Consider the following 25,622-nt stretch of genomic DNA (forward strand, 5'->3'; position numbering starts at 1 on the left):
AGTCAGGCGTGTGATGACTTGATGCAGAGGGACCCTCTCGGCGGGCTTCCCCATGGCCCGTCAGCGGTCTCTCCAATGGCAGATGACAGCAGCCTCCGGACGGGTCATGGTGCGGGCTGCCATCAACGGCCCAACCAAAGGCGCTGACATGAACGACCAGACCCTCTTGAACCACATCACCCAGCTCGTCGAGGAAGAGCACACGCTGCGTGCTGCGCCCACCTCGGCGGGCGCCGAAGCCGAACGCCTGCGCCACGTGGCCGAGCAGCTGGACCAGTGCTGGGACCTGCTGCGCCAGCGCCGCGCCAAGCGCGAGTTCGGCGAGAACCCGGCGGAGGCGCATGTGCGCGACGTGGGCACGGTGGAGCGCTACGAAGGCTGAATGCGCAGCCGCGGCAGGGCAGGGCATGCGGGGGTTGTGTCTCACCCATGTCGTCTGTCTGGGCGCGGGCTGACCGGTTGGTGCTGGGCCTGGCCCAGGCGAGCCGCCAATTCCTCAGGCGGTGGGCGCGCTCATTGCAACACGCCCAACACGATCAGCACGCAGTTGCCGCCTGGCACTTGGCTGGGGCCTTCGCCGCCGTGAGGATCGGGCATCTGTGCGGCGCGGGCCGGGTCAATCTTGTCGGCGCCGGTGTTGACTTGCAAGCCGTAGAACATGCTTTCGATCTGCATCTTGCCGCGCAGGCCGTAGAGCGTGGGTGAGGCCTTGTTGAAGTAGTCGACCTGGCTGCCCGAACCTGAGAGCTCGATGCGGAAGGCGGGCTTGTCGGCCGTACCGCCCGTGCCCAGGTAGGTGTAGGAGATGTCGCCGCGCCAATCCGACAGGTTGATCGACTGGCTCAGGACCGCGACATGCCTGCGTTGACCGACTACCGCGCAATGCTGGCCGGGCTGTGGGACCGCCAGTACGGGCTGACGCCGGCCCAGCGGGCGCAGGTGTTTCCGGGGCTGAAGGGCAGCGTGGATCTGGGTCTGGTCTGAAGCGATCGGCGCGCTGTCGCATCAAGCTCCCCGTCGCCGACGCGTTGACGGCAAGACCTTGTTGGGTGTGCTTGGCGCGGTGGTCCTGCGCGGTTTGGTGCGAGCCTGTGTAGCGTCGGCCTCCGCAGCATTGATCACTTGCCGCAACTGAACAGCGCACGTGGTTGGCGCCAGACTCAGGCAGTGGCGGCATTCCCTGAAGACCCGCAGCCCCTCATCGGAGTTGTCGTCGAAGACCAGCACGCCCAGCGGCGCGAAGTGGTGGACGATGCCTTGCGGTGCCTGCCATGCGTCCGGCGCGCCCTGGGCCGGCCAGGCGATGCCTTGCGTCGCCACGCGCGCGGGGATCAGCCAGTACTCACCGCTGCGGTAGTCGCCGCCGGTCTCGAACGCGACCTGGACGCCGTCTTCGAGGTCCAGCCAGGTCAGCTGTGAGCCATTCGATTCGATGATCGGCACCGCACCTTCGTCCAGCACGACAATGTCGCTGCCGTGCTGGTCCCAGCGGCGCAGCTTGGGGTTGGACAAGGTCTCTGACCAGGCCATCAGCGTGCCGCCCGGCACACTGGCCGAGTCGACCACCAACTGGTCGCCATCGACCACCGAGATGCGCACCAACTGGCCCGGTTCGTTGGCCAGGTCCAGCGCATCGTGCGACAGCTCGACCCAGTCGCCTGCCGTGAAGCCGCGGGCGCTGGAGGCGCTGAGCGTCGATGCATCACCGCTGCTGCCCACGCCCAGCCAGCGAGCGGCCACGCTGCCGTTCTCGCGCGACCATTTGAAAGTGGCACCACCCGCGACGCCAGCGCGATGCACCTCGACCCGGTACAGCTGGTTCTCGGCGCCGTGGTAGGCCGCATCCGGCGACACGATGCAGGGGTCGGTGAAGGCCGAGCCGGGGTCGAGGCGTGCGGTCATGAGGCCGCTGCCCAGGGCCGTCAGCGAAGACAAGGGCGTGTTGCAGGCGTCCTGGTTCTCACGCGGGTTGCCCCAGTTCTCATCCCACGGCAAGGCCTTGACCTGCCAGATGACCTTGGCGCGCGTGCAGGTGTCTGGCCCGCCCAGTGCAGGCTCGCGGATCGAGTCGTCTTCGATCCACGAGACATGCTGTTCCCACACGTCGAGGTAGACCCAGAAGGCCTGGTTCGAGGAGGGCCGCGTCAGCCACGCGAGCAGCGCGTCGCCGCCCTCGTTGTTGACCGGCGGCGTGGGTGTGTAGTCGGGCTGGTCGGCGTAAGACGTCCACTGCTCGTTCTCGCACAGGATGCCGTCCACGTAGTAGTGGCCGGGGGCGAGCGACAGCACCGCGGGCTTGGTGGACTTGTCCAGGTCCAGGCTGAAGCCGCTGTCAGGCGGGCCGCCGCCAGCGCCGAAGAGGTCGCGCGTCAGCAAGCGAAGGTGGTGCAGCAGGATGGCCGAGGCCTCGTTGCTGTCGGCGTCCAGCGCCACGCGACCCTGCTGGTGCAGGACGCGGCTGTAGTGCTTGCTGCTGTCGAAGCCGAAGCGGGTGAAGTCACCTTTCATGGGAAGCCTCTCTCGGGTTTGTCGTCAATTCGCAAACAGCAGGCCGACATGCATGCCGGCCGGCGTGAACTGGGCCAGGCGCGCGCGCAGGTTGGCCGCGCGTTGGGGTTGGAACAGGTCGTGGTACACGCCCATTTCGGAGTCGTCGTCGGCGCCGCGCACGATCTCGGCCGCGCAGTGAATGCCGAGCTGCGCATAGCCCGGGGTGCCGTAACGCTCGGACGTGAACTGTGGCCGCAGACGCAGCTGCTCGCTCAGGATCTCGGCGTGGAGCGGGTCGGCATCGGTGATGCGGCGGCGCACGTCGGCAATGGCTTCGTCGGGCTGGCAGCGGTAGCGCCGCGGCGTGCGGCAGCGACAGGGCACGTAGCAAAAGCGCATGCAGCCGATCTGGCGTCGCGCCACGTTGACGCAGCCGGTGAAGATGCAGTTCTCGGCCAGCGTGATCGCGTGCACGTCAACGATGCCGAACACGGTCGTGTCGCTGACCGTCAGCATCACATGGGCAATGCCGTCGCCCGGCCCGCCGATGGCCTGCATGTCGTGGCCGGTGGCATCGACGATGCTGTCGCTGATGTTCAGCGGGATCGGGTCCAGCCCGACTTGGTCTTCGCTGACACGGATCGTGCCGACGATGCTGTGCTCGACGGAGATGGTGGCGCGCAGCCCGTTCATCTCCAAGCTGGGTTCGGCGGGCCGGCGTGGCTCGCAATTGCAGTCGATGCCCCAGCCGGGCACCAGCGTGCAATGGCGGATCACGACGCGAGCGCCGCACACGTCCGCCGAGGCGTAGCCGTCCGACCGCCCTTGCACGCGCAGCGGCCGGCCGGTGACCAGCAGGCCGTCGAGGCTGATGCGGCTGCGCTCGCCCAGCGTGATGGTCAGCGCATCGGGGAGGTCGGTCTGCCAGTCGATCAGCCGCAGTACCGGCCGCGTGCGCTGCGCTGCGCGCAACTGCAGCGACTGTCCATCGACCAGCGTGACGGACAGCGGCTCGACGAAGACGGCGCTGCTGCCCAGCTCGATCACCGCATCGTCGGGCTGGTCCTTCTGCCACTGGGCCAGCGCATCGGCGATGCGGTGGAACTCGAACTCGTCGCCTTCGCCGACGCGGTACAGCTTGTACGGCCCGGCCGGTGCCAGCAGAGGCCGCTCATATTCGCCACCGCCGATGGCGGACGGCTGGCCGTAGCGGTAGCTGACCCGCACACCCTTGCGCGGCAGCTGCGACGGTGGAAACGCGATGCGGCCCAGCACCGGATCAACCGCCACCTGGTTGGCGCGCGGCACGTAGGTCCAGCCGCTCAGGTCGGCCGGCACGATCTGCGCTAGCGGCACGATCGCGCTGCCGGGGGCGCCGGCCCAGCCCTCGGCGCGAATCGACAGGCTCAGCTCCTCGCCGTAGAAGGCGCCGGGGTTCGCATCGAACGCGTGGCGGCGAATGGCCGCGGGCAGGTTCAGTTCCTCGGCGATGTGGCTGGGGTCGGTCTCGGGCTGTGGCGCGACGAACAGCGGTGCGTCCTGCCCCAGCACACTGAAGGTGAAGCAGTGGGGCCCGGCTTCTTCAATGCAGCAGGCGGGTGTGTCGGTGACTGGCAAGCTCAACAGCCGCCAGGCGTAGACCCCGACGCTCGGGATGTTGAACAGGCCGGTGCCCCGGTGCGAATCGATGCGCCGCAGGTCCACGCTGTGCGCAATGGCTTCGAACGGGCCACCCAGCTGGTCCAGCGCATCCATCTCGCGCAGGTCGACCAGGCGGTGCCGTTCGAGGTAGAGGTGGTTGATATTCTGGTCACGCACCAGCAGCTTGAAGAACTCGACCGCGCGGGCCGGCCAGCCGGCCACGTCTTGCGCCAGTTGTTCCAGCAGCGCCAGTGTGCCTTTCGCGCGCCGGTTGCGGATGGCGTTGGCCACCTCGCGGCGCGGCACCAGCACGCGTGGGTTCTCGCAGGCTGGCGCATCAGCGGGCAGACCGGCCTCGGCCAGCGGCACATGGCCGACCAGGTCGCCGATGTAGGGCACGGCCCAGTCCTGTGCGGTCTCGATGAACCAGTTGTCATAGAGCTGGGCGATGTCGTCTTCGACCACATTGACCTGCTCGGCGATCACGTGCAGCAGCGCCTTCAGCGGGTAGCCCTGGTCGGCATCGCGCATGCGATGGACCGTGGGCAGCAGCGCGTATAGGCGGTCGGCGCGGGCCGTATCGATGGTGTTCATGTCAGTCGCTCCGGCTAGCGTCGCGCAACTCGCGACGCAGGAAATCAACCAAACCAAGGGATTTGCGTGGATCCGGCTTTGCCGGTCCGCTGCAAAAGCCCCCTCGGGGGGCAGCGACCGGAAGGGAGCGTGGGGGCTTCATGACAACAGCTGGTTCAGGATGAGGGTGTCGGCCACGGCGGGGGTGAAGATCGCCAGTTCGGCTGGCCGCAGCACGCCGCGGTCGTTGCCGCCGGGGAAGGCGATCACGTCAGGCGGCAGGTGGCCGGCCAGGCCTGCAAGGCGCTGGGTGTTGGACTGGTCGGGGTGCAGCGCCCGGGCCACGGCGCTGGTGACTTCGCTTTGCGTCACCAACCGGCGTGTACCGTCGCTGCCGGTGACCTTTTCGGGGACCGAACCGAAGGTGTCGACATCAACGTAGGCCACGCCGCGCACCCCCTGGATCGCGCTAATGACCTCGGCCAGCCGCACGCTTTGGCCCAGCCCGCGCTGGCCGAAGCCAAAGCGCTGCAGCAGCGTGCTGCGCACCGCGTCGGCCACCGGCTCCCAGCTGTAATCGGGCAGCAGTGCCACGCCGGCCGACAGCACCAGCGCCAGCAGCTCGCGCGGCTCCACGCGCAGGGGCAGGTCGGGGTCGCCCAGCGCTCGCAGCGCGGCCAGCAGGTTGCGGTACAGGTCGCTGGTCTTGTCGATCGGTGCGTTGTCGACGCCCGCGATCGTCAGCAGCACGATTTCGCGTTGGCCGTCGCTGGCCCGCGTGGCCACGGCCTTGGCGATGCCGGCGAAGGTGCGGGTGAAGTCGGCGTAGTCGCTCACCGAGACCAGCCGGTCCAAGGACATTACCGCCAAAGGGGCGTTCGAGCGCGCGAGGTCGCGGTCTTCGCGGTCTGTGCCGCCCGAAGAGCGAAGCGGGTTGATGACCGCCTTCACGCCCAGTGGCCGCGTCGCCAGCAGGCTGATCTGCTCGGCCTTCACGTTGCCCGGCGCACCGATGCCGCTGCGGTAGACCGCGCGCACGTTCTGCATGCCGGTTGGCAGCCGCGTGCCGTGTTCGCCATCGCCGAAGATGACCTGAGTCAGGCCAGCGTCGTCGGTGCGGGTGACGAAGCCGCGGTCCTTGGTGCCCAGCCAGGCGAGCGAGGTGGTCTCGTGCCAACGCACGTCGTCGACATAGACCGCCAGCGTGCTCTCTGCCCCCGACGCGGTCGGCACCGAGACGAAGGTCAGCGGTGGCTGCTTGAGCGTGAAGCTCTGCAGCGCTTCGGTCGCGTCGCCATTGCCCAGCATTTCGTTGCGGGTCTCGCCGTGGGTGGCCCGAACGACGTTGCCGTAGACGACGACCGACTCGCGCTTGTAGCGGAAGGCGCTGCGGGTCGCGAGCTTCAGTGTGGTGTGGATCTTGTCGCCGGCGAGGTTCGGGTCGTAGCCGTGCACCAGGCTTGCCACCATCATCAGCTCGGCGGCCTTGACGCCTTGGACGCCTTCGATGTCCGAACGCTCGCCCTGCAGAATCACCCAGCGGCCAGACGCCAGCTCCTTGTGCAACGAGGCCAGCTCCAGGCTCAGGTTGTCGGGGTCGCCGGGCTGGCTGCCCACCTCGGTGGTGATCGGCTCTTCGACGAGTGTCAGCGGCACGCTCTGGGCCCAGACCTGTGTGGCGCGCAGCACCGGCATGTCGTTGGCTCCGCTGCCGTCGACGTTCGGCACGCTGGCGGCCCACCATTCGCGGTCGAGTTGCAGATGGGTCGACTTGCCGCTGATGCCATAGGCGGTGCGCGGCGTGGTGGTGGCTTGCTTGATGGTGTAGATGCGCGACAGCGGCGTCGAATTCTCCATCCGCCGTACCAGCACATAGCTGGGGGCGGTGATCTCGGTGTGCAGCTGGTCGAGGTAGAGGCCGTCCTTGGTTTCGCCTTCCAGCGTCCATTCCCGCCATTGGTCCTGCGGCGGCACGTCGCCATTGGTCACTGTGACCAGCTTCTGCACACTGGCGCCGAACAGCGACGCGTTGCTGCGCAGAACGAACACGCCGACGAGCGCGGCGCTGGCGATGTTCTCGTTGGCACCAACCCAGGCGCGGTAGTAAGTGTCGCGCAGCGGTGGCGCGAAGCTCAGCAGCATCTGCGGGGCGGTATCGGCACCGCGCGCAAAAGCGCGGCTCAGGTCGCGCCGCAGCTGCAGGCTGTTGCGGGCCTGCAGCACCCGCGGCTTCAGCAGGCCGTTGACGAACAGGTCGGGGTTGGTCGAGGGCGGCGGCGGGGGAGACGGGGGCGGCACCTCGAGCAGATCCGCGATGTCGCTTCTGAAGGTGTTGATCAAGGCCTGGACATCCTCGTCGATGTTGTCGTCTGAGTAGTAGTTCTGAATCTCCTCGGGCCAGTTTCTGGGGTCGGTGATGGGGTCGAGCAAGGCCTTACGCAGCACCTCGCCGGCCTTGTCGATGACCTCTGCGGTGGGATCGTTGGCGGCAGGCCGGAAGGGCTGCATGGATGTGACCAGCGCGGTCAACAGACCGATGGTCAGCGCCACGTCGTCAGGCACCGGGTCGAGGCGAATGGTTGACTTGCCGTCCGCGGTCGGCCCCTCGGTCGAGCGGATGCTGCGCATCGCCGCGAGGCTGCCGTCGTCGGCGAACAGCAGCATCAGTGGGTCGCCAGCGCGCAGGCCGTTGACCGAGTCCGAAACGACGACCCGGTCGATCAGCAGCGCGGTGTCCAGCGTGATGTTCTGAGGCCGCGTCATGCGCACCTGCAGGTTGTTCCACTCGCGCCGTGCGTCCAGGTCTTCGCTGGTCTCGAAGGACTGTGGCGTCTCGCCCGGCCCCGGCAGGCTCTGCGCTCGCGCGCCGGTGGCGATCACAGTGGGCTCGATCTGGTTGTCGTCCAGCGCATAGGCCAGGTAGACGCTGGCCGCCACACCCGGGCGCAGCGTGTAGCCGACCAGGCGCGCCAGCTCCAGCACCGAGCGGCGCTCGGTCGCGGTGCGCAGGTAGCCTTCGTTGGCGATGCGCTCCTGGTAGAACGACAGCAGGTCGGCCACGGTGGCCCAGCCGTCGAGCAGCGCGATCGAAAAGTCGCTGCGGTCGCGGGTGGCGAGCGCCTGCAGCGGGCGGAAGGTCTGCGGCGTCTGGCCGTCGCCGGTCACGCCATCGACCTCGGTGGTGGCGAGCCGGGCCTTCATCGTCTCGAAGAAGGCGGCGTGCGTACCGACGCGGTAGGCCAGGTCGGGCAGGCCGGGCCGGTTGTGGATGACCGCAGGCGTCAGCACGGCGGCGCCCTCGCAGCATCCGCAGGGCAGCGAGAAGGCGCCGCAGGTCGAGCAGCTTTTCATCACAGGCCTCCTTCGACGCTGATCGCAATGACACCGCGTTCCGGGTGGTTCGGATCGTTCGCCAGCTCGGCGATCTCGTGCGGCGCCAGCGGCAGCACACCGTTGTCGAGCTCGTGGTTGGGCGGCTGGCCGTAGCGGTGGAAGGCCTCGACCTCGACGCACATCACGCCGGGCACGGCCATTGCTGCCGCAACGATGCGCGACAGGTGCAGGCTCTGGCCGAAGCTCAGTTGATCGGCGTCAAAAAAGCCGCCGGGCGTGCCGACAAAGCGCTTCAGCAAGGCCGCCTTGACGTGGCCGCGCTCATGGCCCGGCAGCGCACAGACATGCATCGTCAAACTGATCGGCACATGGGCCGCAGGCTGTACACGCAGGTCGTGGCCCATGCGGCGCACGCGGTACAGCGCGGCCTCGACTGTGGCGAGCAGCGCCGAATCGGCGGCGTTGCGCTGCCAGGGATCCAGTGCGACGTCGGCTTCGTACCAGCTGCCCGTCCACACCAGCGCGGCCTGCGCACTTTGCAGTTCGGGGTTGAGGGCGGCGATCGCCGCGTAGTCGTTAGCGGTGATCGCGCGGCGCAGGGCCTTGCGAAAGGCCAGAGGCGCGAACTCGCGAGCCTGCTCGATCGGCTCGGGGTCGATGCCGCCCTGGGCCGGCAGCGGGTTCCATGGCGTGAAGGTGACACCGTCGAGCGTGAGGCCGCTGATGACGATGAACGAGATCGACCCGGTGCCGACGTTGCCCTCCTGGCCACCACCGACGCGGTAGTGCGCCTTCAGGATCTGGCCGGGGCCGGGTCGGCGGCCGAGTTCTCCATCGCCAAAGCGCAGGTGCGCGACGCCGTCGTTGTCAATCTCGGCGACCAGGTGCCGGTCGTCCGGGCCGCTGCCCAGCAAGTCGGGCTGGGCGGTCCAGATCACATCGCTGTCGTCTTCAGCCAGCCAGAGCTGCGGCGTGGCAGCGCGTGGGTCCTGGGTCAACGAAGCAGCCGCGGGACGCGTCGATGGCGGTGCCGTTTCGGCATGCACCAGCGGCGCGCCAGCCAGGCGCGGGCGGAAGGGCAGCGCGCGCGTCGCCACCTCGGAGGGCTCGCCTTCGCAGTCGCAGCAGGCGGCGCCTGGCGTCCATGGCACCGGTCCCAGGGCCTCGGGCGGCTGGCCGCGGCCGTGGCCCACCAGCACGATGTTGCCGAGCGCGACCGAAACGTCTTCGAGGTAGGTGCAGTCAGGCGCTGCACCGATGGTGGTCAGGCACAGCGGGAAGGGCAGCGCATCATCGCGGCCCCAGGTGATGTTCAACACCGGTGTCGGTCGGGTCTGCTGGACTTCGCCGTCACCGAACGCGACCGGGTACAGCGGATCTTCGCCGGGCGTGACCTCGGTCAGGCGAACGGCCCAGCGACGCGTCGGGTCGGCATCGGCTTCGAGGCCCGTGCGGGGGCCTTTGACTTCGGTGAAGACCAGCACGTCGCCCGGCTGCAGCTGCAGCGCGCGCTGGCCATCGGGCAGCCAGGTGTCCAGCAGCGTGGCGCTCGTCGCGCCGGCGGTCAGGCAGCAGGAGCGCCTGCCCCAGCTGTAGAAGCTGACGCGGGTGTGCGCGGCGCGGAAGACCACGGTCTGCGTCGCGTCCGCCACGCAAGGCTCGTACCACTCGATGGTCGACGGCGCCACGTTGGCCAGTTGCTCGGGGCTCAACAGGCGCGGCAGCTCGGCCAAGTCGTCCCGCCAGGGCGTGACGAACGCGAGCTGCCCATACGCCAGAGGCGGCGTGTCCACATCGACACCCACCTGCACCCAGGCGCGCGCGTTGCAGCCTTCGTGCAGCCGGTAGTCGACCAGCCGCGAATGGCGCCGCACCGAGATGCGCTGGCGCGCGGTGCCCAGGTAGGCCTCGGTGCCCACGGCGTCCTGGTAGTAGCTGAGGTAGTCGCCGACGTAGGCCAGCAGCTCGACCAGCGTGATGCCGAGGTCGGGCACATGGCGCTCGTGCCAGGTAGGCACCAGCAGCGCCAATCGGTCGAGGATCAGCTGGCGCAGGCTTGCATAGTCCTTGGCCAGGTAGTTCGGGCGCGGCTCGTCCAGCACCGCGGGGGCGCAGTCGCAGGCCGGCTTGCAGTCCAGGTCGCTCGCACAGTCGATGCGGAAGCTGAAATCGGCCGACGCGTAGTGCGGGTCGATGCCCTGGATGTCGACCAGCCGCAGCGTGTAGCGCGAGCGGTCGCCCTCGCGGTCGAGGTGGATCACCAGGAAGTCGTCGCGCTCGGGGTCCGGGTCCACGTGCGGGTCGGCGTCGATGATCTTCAAGCTGGTGATCACGTCGCCGCCGTCGATCGCCAGGTGGCGCGGCAGATCCGGCGCATCGGCGGCCAATTCGGGCGGCAGCTTGCCGAGGAAGTAAGCGACCAGCGTCGTCGGGTCGTCGCCGGTCTCGACATGGTCCAGTCCGTTGCGGCCAGTGGCCGATCGCACGGCCTGGCGGCGCGGATCGCTGAGGCAGGTGGTGTCCATGGCGGTTCCTGCAGTGGTGTTCAGAGGCTGCGGCTGAAGCTGGCGGTCTGCGCCTGGCCATTGGCCTTGATGACGTAGGACAGGGCGATCACCAAGCGCGCGTCGTCAGCGGTCACCGTCAGGTCCGCCACGTCGATCACGTCACCCAGCCACATCTGCAATGCGGCCTGCAGCGTGAACTGCACGGTGGCGGCCAGTTCGGGGCTGTTGGGTGCGAAGACCAGCTGCATCGCGCCGCTGCCGAAGTCGGGCCGGTTCACCCGCTCGCCATGGTTGGTGAAGACCAACTGCTCGATCATGTCGCGCACGTGCTCGTCCAGGCCTGCGCTCGCCGTGCGGCCTCGGGCGTCGAAATGCAGCGGGAAGTCGATGTCCATGGTGGCTCCTCAGGTCGCGAACACGCGTGGCTGCACGAAGCTCACCATCGGCGGGCCGTTGGGGATCTGTTCGGGGCTCAGGCACAGGCCCGGGCCGGTGCCGGGCGAGGGCTGCACGATGCCCGGCTGGCCCATCACCAGCACGCGGGTGGTGGGCATCAGCCACTTGATCGTCAGGCAGGGCTGCGGCTTGGGGCCGGGGATCGTGAACGGGCAGCCGGTGACGAGCATCTGGCTCGCCATCGTCGCAACCGGCTGGCCGCTGACCAGCACCCGCGGCTGCACCGGCGGGATCTGCGCCGGGATGCCGTGCGTGCACTGGACCACCGCACCGGTATGGAGGAGGAAGCCGGGCATCGCTTCATCTCCTCATGTGATGGTCAGCGCACCGACGTTGAAGTCGATGGTCGGGCCGATCATCGTCATCATCGCGCCCTTGCCGTTGGAGATGTAGATGCCCGAATCGTTGACGACGATCATCGCCCCCGTTGTGCTCTTCAAGATGATGCCGCCGGTGACCGGCGACGGCGGCATGTCGCTGATCATCACCATGTGCTGCAGCAGCGACTGGATGCAGATGTTCGGGTCGGCCGGGTTGCCGGCCAGCGCCAGGGTTGGCACGTTGGCCGCGACATCGAAGCGGCAGCCGATCCAGACCGGCCGGTTGACGTCGCCCTGCTCGAACATCACCCAGACGCCAGCGCCGATCGGCGGCACCATGTACACACCCATCGGCGGGCCAGTGGGCCCGGCCAGCGCGGTGCAGGGCTCGGCCCAGGTCGACGGCATGAAGGACAGCACGTCCGGAATGCTCAGCATCAGCCGGCCGCGGAACTCGGGGTCGACATTGATCGCGACCGTGGCGCGGTAGAGGCCGGGATAGCGGTTATCAGTCGTCATACCGGCACCTTGGGGGTCAACGAAATCAGGCCGTCGCGGCTGAGCTGGAAGCTTTGCTTGAACTCGCCGCGCTTGAGGTTGTGGGTCACGCTGTCGACGTAGTACAGGCCGTCGTAGGCGATGCCGGCACCGCGCACGCCGACGAGGGCCTTGGAGCGCAGCACGTGGCCGTAGCGCAGCACGTCAAGGCTGCCAGAGACGGTGATCGCGTTGGCCGAACCCTTGAGCAGGCGGCCCAGCACCTTCTTCAGCGCGCGCTGCACGCCGACGCCGGCAACGTCGTTGGTGAAGCTGATCTTGGCCGGCGGTGTCGGCCGCGCGCCCAGCGGCGGCTGGAAGATGCTGATGCTGGGGATCGGCAGCGGGATCGGGACCTTGCCGGTGATCGGGTCGAGGATCGTCACCACCATCGTCTCCTTGGCCAGCCCGTCGAGCGAGAGGCTCAGCGATTCGACATTGGTGTGCGCGTCCATGTTGATCGACAGCGCCGGCTGCGGCACGGGGATGCGGATGTCCGGGCCCAGGTAGGCGATGCTCTGACCGGGCAACGGGCCGGGTTCGACGTAGAACACAAAGCCGTTTGCCTTGGCGATGTCCTTGAGCAGCTCCAGGTGGGTGCCGGTCTGCGAGTCCCAGCCTTCGGTGGCAATCCGCAGGTCGGGGATGAACGACGGGATCACCACCGGCACGATGCCCAAGGCCAGGTACGGCGCCAGCACCGCGTTGGCCTGCAGCGTGTCATTCATCTGCGGGAATGACAGCTTGAGCTGGACGATGTCCATCAGCACGGACAGGTCCTCGCCGGTGATGGTCAGCGTGGACTGGCCCGGCTCGTTGCTCGGCGTGAGCTCCTGCCGCGTGACCACGCCGTCCATCAGCACATTGGGAAAGCCGCCCAGCGTGACCACGATGATCACGCGCGTGGTGATCGGGTCGAAGAAGCCGGCCGGCAGCAGCGTGTCCAGCAGCGTCGAGCGCTTGCTCACCGCGAAGCTGATCTGGAAGCCGCTCTTGTCTTTCCCGCTGGTCACCTGCACCGACTGGACCGCGTCGATCACGGCCTTCGGCGCCGGCGCCGGCAGGCCCGGGCCGATCATCAGCGTGAGGTGGATGCCCTGGAGCACGGGTGGTCCTCAGGTCAGCGGCGTGGCGGGAATGCCCAGCGGCAGCGTGATGCGCAGTCGCCGCCCGATCTGCTCGGTCAACTCGCCGGGCCGCATCGCATCGTTCGCATCGCACAGGCGCCAGAACGCCAGCGGGTCACCGAGTTCGCTGCCCGCGATGATGTCCAGCCGTTCACCGGAGACGACCGTGTGGATGCTCAACAGCGCGAAGGCGCTGCCGGGCGGCACGAAGCGACGCGCCAGGTAGACCAGGTTGTCGCCGTCGGCGCCGGTGAGCGTCTTCGTCGGCGTGTCGTAGTAGCGGCTGGTGGGCGAGAAGTTGTAGTTGGCCACAATCGAACTCCGGTTCAGGGAATGCCGTTTAGCCCCAAGCTGGCGAAGCTGCCACCCGCCGCGCGGCGGGCGAGTTGCTCCTTGCCCTGCAGGTAAGTCATGAAGAGGCTGCCGCCCTTGACGTCGAAACCCAGGTCGTCGACGCTGAGCACCCGCAGGCCCAGGCTGACCTTGGCACGCGTCGGGTTCAGATGCGCGTCGAATGCCTCTTCGGTGATCGACAGCTCGGTGATGCGCACCGGCACGATGCGTTTGGCGCCGAAGACGAACAGCGGCAGCGGCGCCTGGGCTGGGGCAATTTCGAGCGAGCCCGAGCCGGCCTCGCTGTTGTTCGCACTGAGGTGGGCGCTGGTCGGGTAGACGATGGTTTCGAGCGCAGCCAACTGCGGGTGCAGCCCGGCCTCGTTGGTCTGGCCGTCGTTGGCCTCCATCGCATCGGTCGCGTCGATCTCGGCCTCGACCTTGATCGTCTCGACCGGCGGGCCCTTGAGCCGCAGTGCCTCGACGTGGTCGCCACTTTCCGCCCCGGCGCCCTTGATCTGCAGGCTGCGCGTCAGCGTGTCGGGGTTGTACTGCAGCGCGATGATGCGCAGCACCGCACCGGTCGCCGGGTCAACCAGGACCAGGCCGCCGCGAACCAGACGGGGGGAACCGGGGAAGGAGCTCATGGCGAGGCTTGCCGTTCTTGCTGGATCGCCGCCTCGGCGGCCTTCTCGATCGTGTCGAGGGCTTGTGGATCTTTGAGCCCGACCGCCTCGGCCACGCTGAGGGTCGACAGCGGGTATTGGCGTGGCGGCTCCTGGCTGTTGCGCACCGTCGCGTCAAGCTGGCGGACCTGGCTGACGTCACGCCTGAACAAGGGCTCCAGGCGATCCCGCCTTGCACCGTCCAGCGGCCCTCCCGGAGGGTGCAGCGGGGCTTGGTCGGCCTGGTGCCGCACAAAGGCAAGGCGTTCAGGCATTTTTGTAGACCCGGTTGCACTCGGTGTCGGTCAGCGTTTCACCTAGCCTGGTGTCGTTGGAGGTTGCCATCAGCCGGCTGACATCCTTGGTGTGGTCGTCCACACTGGGGCCCGAGTCGATCAGTTGGTGGCCCAACTCGTGGCCCAGGGTGCGGTCGGTGGCGTCGTTGCTGACCCAGGTGACGTTCTTGGCCAAGGCGGCGACGCCTGCCGGCGGGCAGGACGCGGCACGGTCTTTGCTGCCGAGCTCACGCACGTAGAACACGCGGATCTTGCCGTTGAGGCCGAAGTCCGTCTTTGCGCCCTCGCTGAGCCTGCGCTGTTCGCCGCTCACCGAGCTGCAGGACGGTCCGGCGAGGATCTTGTCGGCGCCAACCCAGGCGTTGCTCTGGGCCACGCTGGCAGTCTTGTCGGCACTGTGGTTCAGCCGCACATTGCACTGCGCCAACATCGCGTCGGCGAGCCGCACATCGGTCGCGGGGTTACGGTTGGAGCCGTCGAGCTTGACGGTGTCGACGTTGACGGTCTTTTCGGCACGCGCTTGCATCGCCGTGGGGCCGGCCGTCGCCGCCACGCCGGCAACTCTGCCGAGCATGAGGTTGGCGCGCGTCAGGCTGGCCTGCTGCACCGCACTGGGCGTTGCCGGCGCCGCGGCCAGCGCGGTGCGGATGATGGCGAGAATCGCCGCGCCGTTTGTTTGCGTCGCCAACAGATCGATTTCGCGGTTGACCAGGTTGTCCATGAACTGCAGCGCGACATCAAAGCTGGCAGCACCGAGTTGGTTGAACACTTCGCGGATGAACGGCAGCTCCAACGTGGCGTTGGTGACGGCGCGCGCGCCGAGCGCGATGCCACGTCCGAGTGCATCTGGCGTGGCGGCGAGAAAGGCGGTGGCGTCGGCGGTCACGGTGGCTGCCGGCGGCGTGGCGGTGGAACCGGCGCGCTGGTCGAGCTGCGGTAGCCAGGCGACATCGAAGCCCGAAGCCAGCGCGCGGATGTTGAGTGGATGCAGGATCCCGGTGTTGGTGGCCTCGTCAATGCGCACCGGTAGCGGAAAGCGCAAGCCCGAGCGCCAACGGGTCATGGACGGGACCGGCAGATACGTCTGATTGAACACGAGCAATGCCCGTGCGAGTTCTTCGGCTGTGATGATGTCTAGCGGCAACGGCGCCGCCGCCCCGGGGGGCGTAAAGGGTGTGGCGGTGAGCCACAGTGGCAGCAGCTCGATCGCCAAGGTGTGCAGGGTCTGGTTCTCACCGACGATCACGTTGAGCTGAGGCGCACCTGCGCTCAGCAGACCGCCGCGTACGTCCGGTGGCCCGACGGCCGTGTCAGTGACCGTGTCGGGAAAGAACTGCAAACCGGAGCGTGGTACGTGGCCAAGTTGACGCGTGAGCAATGCTGCGTCTGGTGCGGCGGCGCTGGCGCGTGACAGGCGCGGCGCGCTGCTGCGCTGCTGTACTGCCACGCTGCCCAGCGGCAATGCGTTGATCGCGGCTGCATTGCGATCGGCTTCATGTTCGAGGGCGTCGCCCGTCGGGCCGAGCTCGAGCCGTTGCGTCGTGGTGCCGATGGAACGCTGCTGCACCACGTGGGTCAGCTCGTGCGCGAGGAGGCCGCGGCCGGCCGGTGATCGCGGTGCGTATTGCCCGCTCGCGAACACCACGTTGCGGCCGACCGTGTAGGCCAGCGCGCTCACTGCCTGAGCTGACCGTGCCGCGATGGCATCGGTGTGCACGCGCACTGCGCTGAAGTCTTCACCGAAATGCTGCTCCATGTCGCTGCGCGCGGATTCGTCCAGCGGGTGACCACCGCTGTTCAACACCTCGCTCACGATCGACGGGACTTCGTCGTTCGCACGTGCCCGCGTTGCCTTGCGCTGCAGGCGCTGGCGCTTGCATTCCGAGCACTCGCCACCGGACGCGTGCGTGCCGCAGGCGCACTTGCGCTGGAGCCGCATCGCGCCGCCATCCGGGGAGTTTGCGGCCTTTGTTGAAGCTGTGGCGTGCTGGTTCATGAGCCCGCACCGGTGCTGGTTGAGATGACGGGGACCACGCGGGGGCAGTTCCCGCCGTCGATTGCATGGGGAGCGTTCATGGCCTTGCCTGCCCCTTCTCCTGGATGGCGGCCTCGGTCGCCTTTTCGATGGCGTCGAGGGCCTCTGGATCTTTCACGCCCTGGGCTTCTGCCGCTGCCCGCGCGCCTTTGGCGACGCCGGCTTTCACGCCGCTGCGCGCAGCGTCCTTGATCTTGTCGCGCGCTGCCTTGGGCAGGAATCCGGCCACGGCATCGACCACCGGGTCGATGACCTTCTTGCCGATCACGTCGAGCGGTGACGACGGCTGGCTGCCCTTGGGTGCCGGCGGAATCGGTTTGAAGAAGTCCGGCTGCTTGGGGCGGAATGGCGGCCGGGGCCCGTCATCGAAGATGTCGGAAGGCCGCGGCGGAAACGGATTGAATGGCGCCTTGATCGGTGGATCGCCTTCTCCCGGCTTGCCCGGCGCGGTCGGCGGATTCAAGGTCAGCTGTGGCGATACCAATGGCGCCAACCCGGACTTCTTCGGGTGAAACCGTACTTCGACGCGCCGATTCCGCGCGTTCGGCGTCTCGTCTTTGGTTTTCACCGCCTGTGGCGGGCCTTCACCTTTGCTGTTGGCGGTGACGATCGCTTCGGCGATGCCCAGATCGACAAGCATCTGTTTAACGGTTGCGGCGCGTGCCTCGCCCAGTGCGAGATTCTTGGGCTCGGCATCGACGGTGTCGGCGTAACCAGTGACGGTCACCGTGGACAACGGGTACTGATCGAGCAAGGTCTTGATGTTGGCGGCGGTCGACTCCAGCTGCCTGTGGTGATCAGGCTTGAGCGCAGACTTGCCAGTGTCGAAACCCTCCAACGTGGTTGAACCGACAGCCGCGGCGAGGAGCGGCGAGGCGTTGTCGAGCAGGCCCTTGCTTCCGGTCAGTGGCGGCAGCGGTTTGAAATCCAGTGCGCTGTCACCCGCCGGCTGGCGCTGCAGCGCCGCCCCCGCCGTGGCGCCGACGGATGCCACGCCACCGGCAGCAACGACACCGGCCGCGCGGTCTGCTTCGCGTTCGCTGGCGTCGCCGGGTTGGCTGATCGCGGCACCCGATGCCCGCGGTTGTGCGACATGCGCCAGTTCGTGCGCAAGCAGCTTCTGCCCTTGTGCGGTGTGCGGTGCGAACTGTCCGGCACCGAACACCACTTCGCTGCCAGCGGTGTATGCAAGTGCGTCCAGCGCGCGCGCCGAGGCAGCGGCGTGCTCATCGGTATGGACACGCACGTTGCTGAAATCCTGGCCGAAGCGCGGTTCCATGTAGGCACGCGTCGCTGCATCCAAAGGCACGCCAGGTGAATTCAATACGTCATTCACCTGTGGGGCCATGTTCTGCGCGACGCCGGTTGCCTTGCGCCGGATGGTCGCCTGCCGTGGCGTCTGGTTCGGTGTGGCGTCGAAGCCGCGCGAAGCGTTGCGGTATTTCATTCAGATCCTCGCCAGCGCGGCCCGCAGGACCTTGCGGATGGTGTCGATCAGCGTGTTGCGCAACTTTTCGCCAGTGCCGGGCGCAAGCTGCGGCGTGTGCAGGTGGATCGTCGGCACCTTCGAGCCGGAGCTGCCGATGAGCAGGCTGTTGCGGTAGAAGATCTCGTTGGACAGGAAGCCACCGCCGGAGCCCTCGACCGAAGGGCCGGCGTCCTTCGGCGGTCCCGAATCGGTTTTGCGCGGCGCGGTCGCGCCAGCGGGCAGGTCCTGCACCTGGGTTTCTTCCTTGATCGCGCCCTTGCGGCCCAGCGCCCCGCGCATGCTCTTGAGCGTGGCATCGGGGACGTTGGTCTTGTTGAACTCCTTGCCGGCCGCAAGGCCTGGCGGCTCGATGGGATTGGTGGGCGAGCCACCGCTGAGCTGGCCCAGGTTGTCCTTGAAGTTGTCGGTGGAGCGGCGCCGGCCGGCGAACTCCTCCAGCTCGAACTGCGTGCTGCCCTGGCTGATGCTCATGACCAGGTGCGGTGGATTTGCTCCGGTGAGGTGCGGGCGCAGGACGTTCTCGACGATGCCCTCGTTGAAATCGGCATAGCGCACCGGGTAGACCACCGACTGCACCTGCGCGCTGGTGCTGCCGTCGGTGAGGGTTTCGCCGTCCATCGCCAGGGCGGCGGCGCCCGACAGGTTGCTCTGGCGGATGTCGACACCGCTGGCGAAGCCGAAGGGGTCGAAGCCGCTGACCAGGATGCGCTTGTCGTCCTTGCCGCCGGTGAAGTCGGCGCTGGCCATGCCGCGCGAGGTCTGCTCCAGCAACCGCAGCAGCTTCGCGTGCAGCCGGCGCAGTGCATCGGCGTCCGTGGCCCAGAACGGGTTCCACTCGCGAAGGGCGGAGCTGAGCATCAACCGCGTCCAGTACAGCTGGCGGTCGTCGCTGCCGGCGCCACCGCCGCGGGCCGCGGTGGTGGCGTCCTGCCACAGCTTGTCGCCGAACTTCTTCACCACCTTCTCGGCCGCGGCCGTGTTGTAGGTGCCCTTCAGCGCCTTGCTGAAATCGGCGGCGGTCTTGGATGCTGCGGCATCAAGGAACCCGGCACCCTTTGCGGCTGGCAACTGCGCTTCTTCCTGGGTCTGCGCCGGCACGCAGCGTGGAATCTTGGATTCAGCAGTGGTCCCGGACTTCATATCCGCGATTTCGGCATCCAGACCGGCATCGCCCACATCCAGCGCAGATTTGAGTGCGCGACGCTCCTCGCGGATCTGGCTGCGCGACTCGTCCTGCCGGGCCTTGATTTCCTGCTTGCTGAGCTTCTTGACGGAAGCAGCCTGGATGGTCTCGCCATCGTCTGGCTTGCTGCCGGCCAAGTCGAAGTCGCCTTTCCATTCCTTCTGCAGCACCGTGTCAGAGCACTTGGGTCGTGCCAGCCCCTCGACGATGACCTTGGTGTAGCCAGGCACCGAGCCTTTGTAGATCCGCTCCGCGGTGGCACTGTGCAGTCGCACACAGCCGTGTGACAGAGGCTCGCCGTTCACTGGCGAGTACTGGTGCAGCGCCACGGACTTGGCATCGTGGAACTGGGTCCAGAACGGGATCGGGCCGCTGCCGATCTTCTTGGTCACGGTGAAGGTGCCCACCGGCGTGCAGTTGTTGCCGACCTGGTTCGAGCGAGTGGCCGAGCAGGCGCCCCCGGCGGCGGCACCGGCGCTGTCGTCAAAGCAGCAATGGCCCTTGCCGGTGGAGCATTCGCCATCGAACGTGGAGCCGTCGGTCAAGGTGGCGGTGACGCGTTGCGGCGAGTCTTGTTGGACGCGCACTTCCTTGATGCGCTCCGACGCGGTCTTACCAACGGCGGGTTGACGACGCAGCGCCGCAGCGGCGCTGCCGCTCTGCTGCAGTACATGGCTCAGCTCGTGCGCCAGCAGATGCTGGCCTGTTTCGGTTTGCGGTCGAAGCTGTCCTGACCCGAACACGATGTGGGAACCGACCGTGTATGCGGCGGCGTCAACTGCGCGCGCCGAGGCTTGTGCTTGACCATCGTCGTGTACCCGCACGTGGCTGAAATCACTGCCGAAGCGTGGTTCCATGAAGGCCCGCGTCGTGGCATCCAGCGACCGACCGGGGCTTGAGAGCACCTGGTCCACGATTGCAGGGGCCGCACCGCCAGCCGTGCTGTCGGGCGATGGGGCCCGGCTCAGCCGCGGTGGGGTGAACGTCGACAGTGCATTCCGTCCGCGGGCTGTCACGGCCTGCGCGGCGTGATCAGCCTCAGCTTCCAGCGGATCGTCCACGGCGCCGATCGACAGTGACCTGCGCTGCAGACGCTGGCGCTTGCACTCGTGACACTCGCCCCCACTGCCGTGCGTGCCGCAAGCGCACTTGCGCTGTAGCAACGAGAAGGCATTCCTGGTCGAAGCCGCCGGCGCTTGGGTCGCGAGCTGCTTCACGGTGCGATCTCCCGCAGCAGCGCTGCAGCCAGCTTCCGTCCGAGCTGTTCAGGTCCTGCGCCTCCATCCAGACGCAGTTCGGCGACTCGCAGTTGGTCGAGTGCTTGCGCACCAAGCCTGTCAAGCCTCATTTCTCCGGCGATGACCAGCCGCTGGACTTCGTCCTGGAAGGCTTGCTCGATGCGCGTGCCGTCGTGTTGCGAGAACGGGAATCCGTGCAGCACCAGATGATCGACACGCATGGACAGCTGCGGTCTGGCGACCGCAGAACGCGGTACGGCCGACGTCGCAACCGGCGGCACAGGCGCCGTGCTCGGCACCGTCTCAGCGGCGGGCTTCATCGAAACTCCGTCTCATTGACAGGCTTGTCGAGCTTGCGCAACTCGCCGCGCAGGCTCGACAGCAGCAAGGGCATCGTCAGCGGCGTGTTGCGCTGCGCGGCCGCGAAGGCGGCGTTGAGCGCGGCGCTGGCGACGTTGCCGCCGGACAGGTTGAAGCGGGCGAGCCGCTCGTAGTCGAGGTCGGCTTGCGGCACGGCCGGCAGGATGACCTGCTGCCAGAGCCGCCGCCGTTCGGCGACACCGGGGTACTGGAAGTTGACGACGAAGCGCAGCCGCCGCAGGAAGGCTGCGTCGAGCGCGCTGCGCATGTTGGTGGCGAGGATTGCCAGGCCCGAGAACGACTCCATGCGCTGCAGCAGGTAGTTGATCTCGATGTTGGCGTAGCGGTCGTGGCTGTCCTTCACTTCGCTGCGTTTGCCGAACAGCGCGTCGGCCTCGTCGAAGAACAGGATCGCGCCGCCCGTTTCCGCGGCATCGAACAGACGGCGCAGGTTCTTCTCGGTCTCGCCGATGTACTTGCTGACGACCGCCGACAGGTCGATGCGGTACAGCGCCAGGTCCAGCTCGTTGGCGATCACCTCTGCCGCCATCGTCTTGCCGGTGCCGCTTTCGCCGGAGAAGAGCGCACTGATGCCAAGCCCGCGGTTCATCTTCCTCGCGTAGCCCCAGTCTTCGTAGACGCGGTAGCGCTGGCGGACCTGTGCGGTGATTTGCCGCAGAGACTGCAGTGCTTCGTCGCCGAGCACCAGGTCGTCCCAGGTGGCGCGCGCGTCGATGCGTTGCGCGAGCATGTTCAACTGCGGCAGCGTGGCCTGCTTGCAGGCCTTCCACGCCCGGTCGGCCAGCCCTTCGGTCGACTCACCGCGGGCCAGTGCCATGGCCCGGCCGATGTCGCGCAGGTTCAGGTTGTATTGGCTGGCCAGCCGCGCCGCGCTGTGCCCGGCTTCTGCGGCGTCCAACATCGGCTGAAGAGCTTCCAGCCAGGCCGCGTGCTGTTCCGATGGTGTCGGCTTGTTGATGTCGATCGTCAGGGCCTGCGCCATGCGCAGCGAGGCCGGTTCGCGCAAGGCCACGAAGACGATGCCGAGCGCTCGGCCGAGGAACGAGCGCATCAAGTGGGCGCCCTCTGCCTGGGTTCCGTCCAGGTCGTCTCCATCGAGGTACAGCGCCAACGGCAGCAGCGCGCATTCGCGCTGCCACAGGCGCGCCAACTGCTCGGTCTCGGGTCGCGTGGCGGGCAATGATTCGATCGGCAGGCGGTAGAGGTAGCGTCCCAGCTGGTCGCAGATGGCGCGGGCGGTTTCGAGCTTGCTGTGGCTGTTCGCCCCGAGCAGCATCACGACCGGCTGCGCACCGGCCCCGAGCGCGTTCATCTGGTGCAGCAGGTCTTTCACTACATCGTGCTGCGTGGTCGATAGCGGCGAGGGAGGGGTTTCGTTGATGGTGGTTAGCAGCGACGACAGGCGTTCGTCGAGGTCGTTCAGACCTTTGATGAAATGGACGATGCGTTCGTCGGCGCGCAGCGCGGCGGCGGTCAGCGGTGTCGCGCCCGGTTGGTTGATGTCGAGCAGGTGGGCGAATCGCAATGGGCGATGGGGCGACAGCGCGTCCCAGCTCGGCTCGTCGAACAGCCGCAGGGCCAGTGCGAACGAGGGATGGGGCAGTGACCCTGGCCCCTGGACTGCCGAGATCAGCCGGCCAATGTCCGGGTCCAGTTCGCACGCGGCGCACAGCAGCAGCGTGTCGGCCTCGAAGTCGCTCAGCCCCAGGCGCTGGGCCAGCAAGGGCAAGGCTGGCGGTGGGTCGGCCTGGGCCGCAGCAGCTCGCTGCTCGGCCGCCCCTTCGAGCGCCACGGTGCTGCTCGCAGGGTCGAACTCGACCTGCGGCGGTATCGCGGAGGGCAACTGCGAGACCGTCGTACCGGCGTCGCCGCTGCGGGCGAACCACGAGCGTTGCGCTGCTGTTGGCCTGGGCATCGCTTCGGTCACCGCGGGCAGTGGCTTGGCACTCGTGTCGGCCGGCACCATGCTGCGCAGCTTCAGGCGCAGCCATTGCAGCGAGGCCGCGAGGTAGCGGTTGTTGTCGTCCAGCCAGGTGTCTGTACTCATGACAGTTCCACCGTTTGTGCGGCGTCGAAGCTGAAGACGGGTGGTGAACCGGCCGAGGTGATGGGCAGGCTGTCGATGCCGTCCACCCGCAGGCGCAGCGGGTACGAGCCGGCGTCGAGCGCTGGCACGGTGAACTGGATCGACGTTGCTGCGTCCGGGTCGGCAGGGGTGTCGATCAGCACTGGCAGCAGCTCGGTCTGGCCGAAGATCAGGCGCAGCCCTGGCTCCTGCAGCGTGCGAAGCCGTGGCGAGCAGGTGACCGTGAGCGTGAAGCCTGCACCTGCCGCTGCCGCCAGCGGTGCGGCCGTGATGCGCGGAGCGATGGCGACCGGCACGCTGTTCGTGGTCCAACTCGGCTGGCCGGCTTCGACCACCCGGATGGCTGCGCCGTAGACACCCGTCGCCCATGCTGCCTTCGCACCGGGCGCGGAAGCATCAGGCAGTTGGCCGCGCAGTTCGCTGGCCGAGGTGGCTCCCGAAAGCGGCAGCTCGTTGACGATGCCCAGCCGCTCGTTCGTGAACAGCGCCGTCAACGTGCCGCTGCGCGCGAGCCCGTTGCCGACGAAGCTCAGCTCGTCGCCAAGCTGCAAGGCTGGCAGCAGCAAGTTGGCGGGGTTGCGCACGGCTTGCAGCAAGGGTGGCGCCGAAGCCCGTGCCTGCGGCCCGCGGTCACCGGCACCGCGCTGCAGCACCGGGGGCGCCACGCGCGCACCGCCCTCGGCCTGGATCAGCACGACAGATACGAGGTAGGCCATCGACGGTCGGTAGCGCGATTGCATCGCCGTCCAGAGCTTGGAGAGTTCGTCTGCACTCAGGTAGACCGGCGCGATCTTGATCAACTCGACCTGATCGGCGAGATCCTCCGCGGACATCGTGCCGAAGCGGCCCGGCACGAAGTTGCCGTCCACCGGCGAGGGGATGCCGAGCACGATGCGCAGCTGTTCGCGCGAGACGCCAGGAGTCTCGTGCAGCAGCTGCATTGCATAGCCGAGCAGGATCTCGGCGTTGAAATCCTGCGAGCCGTAGGCGCTGATGAGGTAGTGCAGGTCGAGCGCCAGGGGCGGGTTGGTGATGCGGTTGCCGCGCCCGTCGCGCGAAGGCAGGCCGACATTGCGCCAGCCAAGGTTGGGCGTCACCTGATAGAGAAAGATGTTGAGCTGGTTTGCTTCGGTGTTGCCGGTGGTGATGCGGTCCGGCGGCTGGGCGGTGACCGAGAAGCTGCCGATCGACGACAGGTCGTGGTTGAGCAGGCCTTCGTTCAGCAGGTCTTTCAGCGTCGCGGTGACCGCGGCGATGGCCAGGGCGCTGCTCATCGTTGGCCTCCGCGGTTGCGCAGGTATTGGTCGAGGCTCAGGCGCGGCGCAGCGCTGGTGGTGCTGCGCGGTGCGCTGGGTGCGCCGGTCACGGCCCGCACCTCGATGCGGCCGATGGTGACCTTGATCGGTGGCAGCTCGGGCGCTGCGGCTCGCGGTGCGGGCTGCGGCGCGGTGGCGGCCTGGCGACGGGCGGCGTTGCGGGGCGACAAGGCGGGCGGCAGCACGGGGCGCAGTGGCGTTGCAGGCTGCGCAGGCAATGGGGTGCTTGGCTTGGGCTGCGCGGGGGCTGCTACTTGCCTGGCGCGTGCCGGGGCGCGGCTGTGTGCCAACGGCGCTTCTGCGGGAGGCTCGGCCGCGTGGCGTGGCCGCGGCATGGCCCCGTCTTCGAGCGACGGTGCAGGGCGAGATCGCGTTGCGCCCGGCACGGCGGGTTGCTCCGGCGGTGACGCTGGCGTGCGCGCGGCCGCTGCCGGCGCGACCGCTGTCGGCGAAGACACCGGCGCCATGCGGGCTGGTGCCTCGGCCATCACGATGCGGACTGTGGCGTCGACGCGCGGCGCTTCGTGGTGCACGACGGAGAGTGGCCCGGCGGCGGACGGGGCGGGGTCTTGCGGCGGCCTGTGCAGTGAGCGTCTGGGTGTCTCCGCTGGCGCTGGCGGGTGTGTCGGCGTCGGATTTGCCGCAGGTCCGGCGACAACAGGGGCCACGTCCCGGCGAGAGGCGTCGGTGTGGGCGACGTCCGGCATCGGCTCGGCCAAGGCCGCATGTGAGCCTTCGAACAGTGCGGGCTGGCGGCGGCGCAAGGTCGGCTCGGTCGGCGCCACGCGCTCGACGAGTCTCGCCAGGTGGCCGAGCGGGGCAGGGGCCTGGTCGTTCATGTGGGCACCACCAGTCCCTGCACCAGTGCGATGTAGCGGCGGCGCCGATCAGCGCTCAGGCTCAGCACCTGCGGCTCACTCCAGCCGTAGGCGCTGGCGAGGGTGTGCACTTCGGCCAGCGTGCGCTCGGCCCAGTCGTCCAGCTCTTCCCACAGGTAATCGCCGATGTCGAAGCGGCGCTCGAAGCCGTGAGCACAGGCCGGGCAACTGAGCGCGACGCGAATGTCCGCACCGGGGTCACGTAAGGCCATGTCCTGCTGCAGCCGCTCAATCACCGCCGGTGGCAGCTCGGCCGCATTGACCACGCGGCCGGCGAGCCGGGCCTGGAGCACACAGCGCTCAATCAGTTGCTGGACGGCGGTGCTGGCGTTGCCGCTGCCTTGCAGCGCAGCGAGGTCGTCACTGCAGGGCAGGCGGTAGGCCAGTTCATAACCTTCGCATTGGAGCGGCTGCGGTGCGGGTTCGCCGGCCGGCTCGGGCCGCAGGTCGGCGGTGCGCAATGACAGCTCCAGCGCCTCGCCGCAGGCCGGGCAGTCGACCAGCGTGTCCAGTGTGGCCCCGAACAAGGCCTCAAACAGCGCGAACAGGCGGGCGTCGCGCGCGCCGATCGGCAGCGCACCCCAATCGCCGGGTGCCACCTCGGGCCAGGCCAAGCGCAGCAGCGCGAGCGAGCGGCGCAGCGGCGCCATGGCCTGCGCCTGCTCCCAGGTGTGCAGCACCGATTGCGCGCTGAGCGCGCCATGGGCGTGGTCGAGACTCATACACGAGCGTCGCCGT

Annotated in this window: 22 protein-coding genes; 2 read left to right on the forward strand and 20 right to left on the reverse strand. The window is 68.0% G+C overall.

The annotated features are described in order from the left end of the window. Window positions 1-148: 148 nt before the first annotated feature. Window positions 149-382 (forward strand): DUF2630 family protein, encoded by a 234-nt coding sequence (locus AC3WR5_RS14460; RefSeq protein ID WP_231011114.1) that lies wholly within the window; start codon window positions 149-151, stop codon window positions 380-382. Between the two features lie 131 nt (window positions 383-513). Here AC3WR5_RS14460 and AC3WR5_RS14465 read toward each other — a convergent pair whose 3' ends face one another. Then, window positions 514-675: a hypothetical protein gene (locus AC3WR5_RS14465; protein ID WP_492485433.1), complete on the reverse strand. Its 162-nt coding sequence runs from the start codon at window positions 673-675 to the stop codon at window positions 514-516. A gap of 180 nt (window positions 676-855) precedes the next feature. On the opposite strand from AC3WR5_RS14465, the gene AC3WR5_RS14470 reads away from it, so the two are divergent. Then, on the forward strand, window positions 856-984 hold the full coding sequence (locus tag AC3WR5_RS14470; protein ID WP_492485435.1) for a hypothetical protein: 129 nt from the start codon (window positions 856-858) through the stop codon (window positions 982-984). Window positions 985-1,005: 21 nt separating this feature from the next. Here the strand turns inward: AC3WR5_RS14470 and AC3WR5_RS14475 are convergent, their stop codons facing one another. From AC3WR5_RS14475 to AC3WR5_RS14565, 19 genes are all read right to left on the reverse strand, one after another. Then, complete coding sequence (locus AC3WR5_RS14475; protein WP_492485437.1) at window positions 1,006-2,508, reverse strand: DUF6519 domain-containing protein; 1,503 nt, start codon at window positions 2,506-2,508, stop codon at window positions 1,006-1,008. 24 nt (window positions 2,509-2,532) lie between these two features. Beyond that, window positions 2,533-4,725, reverse strand: coding sequence for a hypothetical protein (locus AC3WR5_RS14480; protein WP_492485439.1), 2,193 nt, complete (start codon window positions 4,723-4,725; stop codon window positions 2,533-2,535). A 138-nt stretch (window positions 4,726-4,863) separates the two neighbouring features. Then, window positions 4,864-8,055, reverse strand: a complete 3,192-nt coding sequence (locus tag AC3WR5_RS14485) for a putative baseplate assembly protein (protein ID WP_492485441.1) — start codon at window positions 8,053-8,055, stop codon at window positions 4,864-4,866. Next, window positions 8,055-10,562: a putative baseplate assembly protein gene (locus tag AC3WR5_RS14490; protein ID WP_492485443.1), complete on the reverse strand. Its 2,508-nt coding sequence runs from the start codon at window positions 10,560-10,562 to the stop codon at window positions 8,055-8,057. The genes AC3WR5_RS14485 and AC3WR5_RS14490 overlap by 1 nt, the downstream gene beginning before the upstream one ends. Before the next feature lie 20 nt (window positions 10,563-10,582). Continuing rightward, window positions 10,583-10,939, reverse strand: coding sequence for a GPW/gp25 family protein (locus tag AC3WR5_RS14495; RefSeq protein WP_141289241.1), 357 nt, complete (start codon window positions 10,937-10,939; stop codon window positions 10,583-10,585). A gap of 9 nt (window positions 10,940-10,948) precedes the next feature. Next, window positions 10,949-11,296 (reverse strand): hypothetical protein, encoded by a 348-nt coding sequence (locus AC3WR5_RS14500; RefSeq protein ID WP_141289243.1) that lies wholly within the window; start codon window positions 11,294-11,296, stop codon window positions 10,949-10,951. Window positions 11,297-11,308: 12 nt separating this feature from the next. Further along, on the reverse strand, window positions 11,309-11,839 hold the full coding sequence (locus tag AC3WR5_RS14505) for a phage baseplate assembly protein V (RefSeq protein WP_141289245.1): 531 nt from the start codon (window positions 11,837-11,839) through the stop codon (window positions 11,309-11,311). Beyond that, window positions 11,836-12,963 (reverse strand): hypothetical protein, encoded by a 1,128-nt coding sequence (locus AC3WR5_RS14510; protein ID WP_492485446.1) that lies wholly within the window; start codon window positions 12,961-12,963, stop codon window positions 11,836-11,838. Before AC3WR5_RS14510 ends, AC3WR5_RS14505 begins: the two co-directional genes overlap by 4 nt. Before the next feature lie 9 nt (window positions 12,964-12,972). After that, window positions 12,973-13,296: a LysM domain-containing protein gene (locus tag AC3WR5_RS14515; protein ID WP_492485448.1), complete on the reverse strand. Its 324-nt coding sequence runs from the start codon at window positions 13,294-13,296 to the stop codon at window positions 12,973-12,975. 14 nt (window positions 13,297-13,310) lie between these two features. Beyond that, a complete protein-coding gene (locus AC3WR5_RS14520) occupies window positions 13,311-13,964 on the reverse strand; it encodes a hypothetical protein (RefSeq protein ID WP_492485450.1) in 654 nt (217 codons plus the stop codon). Further along, the gene (locus tag AC3WR5_RS14525) at window positions 13,961-14,257 is read right to left on the reverse strand and encodes a hypothetical protein (RefSeq protein ID WP_492485452.1); all 297 of its coding nucleotides are present in this window, start codon (window positions 14,255-14,257) and stop codon (window positions 13,961-13,963) included. The genes AC3WR5_RS14520 and AC3WR5_RS14525 overlap by 4 nt, the downstream gene beginning before the upstream one ends. Continuing rightward, a complete protein-coding gene (locus tag AC3WR5_RS14530) occupies window positions 14,250-16,274 on the reverse strand; it encodes an eCIS core domain-containing protein (protein ID WP_492485454.1) in 2,025 nt (674 codons plus the stop codon). Before AC3WR5_RS14530 ends, AC3WR5_RS14525 begins: the two co-directional genes overlap by 8 nt. 76 nt (window positions 16,275-16,350) lie before the next feature. Continuing rightward, window positions 16,351-17,760 (reverse strand): eCIS core domain-containing protein, encoded by a 1,410-nt coding sequence (locus AC3WR5_RS14535; RefSeq protein ID WP_492485456.1) that lies wholly within the window; start codon window positions 17,758-17,760, stop codon window positions 16,351-16,353. Then, window positions 17,761-20,202 carry an eCIS core domain-containing protein gene (locus AC3WR5_RS14540; RefSeq protein WP_492485458.1) on the reverse strand — a complete coding sequence of 814 codons (2,442 nt, stop codon included), beginning with the start codon at window positions 20,200-20,202 and terminating at the stop codon, window positions 17,761-17,763. It abuts the gene before it with no gap. After that, window positions 20,199-20,543 (reverse strand): hypothetical protein, encoded by a 345-nt coding sequence (locus AC3WR5_RS14545; RefSeq protein WP_492485459.1) that lies wholly within the window; start codon window positions 20,541-20,543, stop codon window positions 20,199-20,201. The genes AC3WR5_RS14540 and AC3WR5_RS14545 overlap by 4 nt, the downstream gene beginning before the upstream one ends. Continuing rightward, the gene (locus AC3WR5_RS14550) at window positions 20,540-22,651 is read right to left on the reverse strand and encodes an ATP-binding protein (RefSeq protein ID WP_492485461.1); all 2,112 of its coding nucleotides are present in this window, start codon (window positions 22,649-22,651) and stop codon (window positions 20,540-20,542) included. Before AC3WR5_RS14550 ends, AC3WR5_RS14545 begins: the two co-directional genes overlap by 4 nt. After that, window positions 22,648-23,964, reverse strand: a complete 1,317-nt coding sequence (locus AC3WR5_RS14555) for a Pvc16 family protein (RefSeq protein ID WP_492485463.1) — start codon at window positions 23,962-23,964, stop codon at window positions 22,648-22,650. The genes AC3WR5_RS14550 and AC3WR5_RS14555 overlap by 4 nt, the downstream gene beginning before the upstream one ends. Continuing rightward, window positions 23,961-24,845 (reverse strand): hypothetical protein, encoded by an 885-nt coding sequence (locus AC3WR5_RS14560; protein ID WP_492485465.1) that lies wholly within the window; start codon window positions 24,843-24,845, stop codon window positions 23,961-23,963. Before AC3WR5_RS14560 ends, AC3WR5_RS14555 begins: the two co-directional genes overlap by 4 nt. Further along, the gene (locus tag AC3WR5_RS14565; RefSeq protein ID WP_492485467.1) at window positions 24,842-25,606 is read right to left on the reverse strand and encodes a T4 family baseplate hub assembly chaperone; all 765 of its coding nucleotides are present in this window, start codon (window positions 25,604-25,606) and stop codon (window positions 24,842-24,844) included. Before AC3WR5_RS14565 ends, AC3WR5_RS14560 begins: the two co-directional genes overlap by 4 nt. Between the last annotated feature and the right edge of the window lie 16 nt (window positions 25,607-25,622).

The sequence above is a fragment of the Ideonella sp. FW305-24 genome (assembly GCF_058788035.1).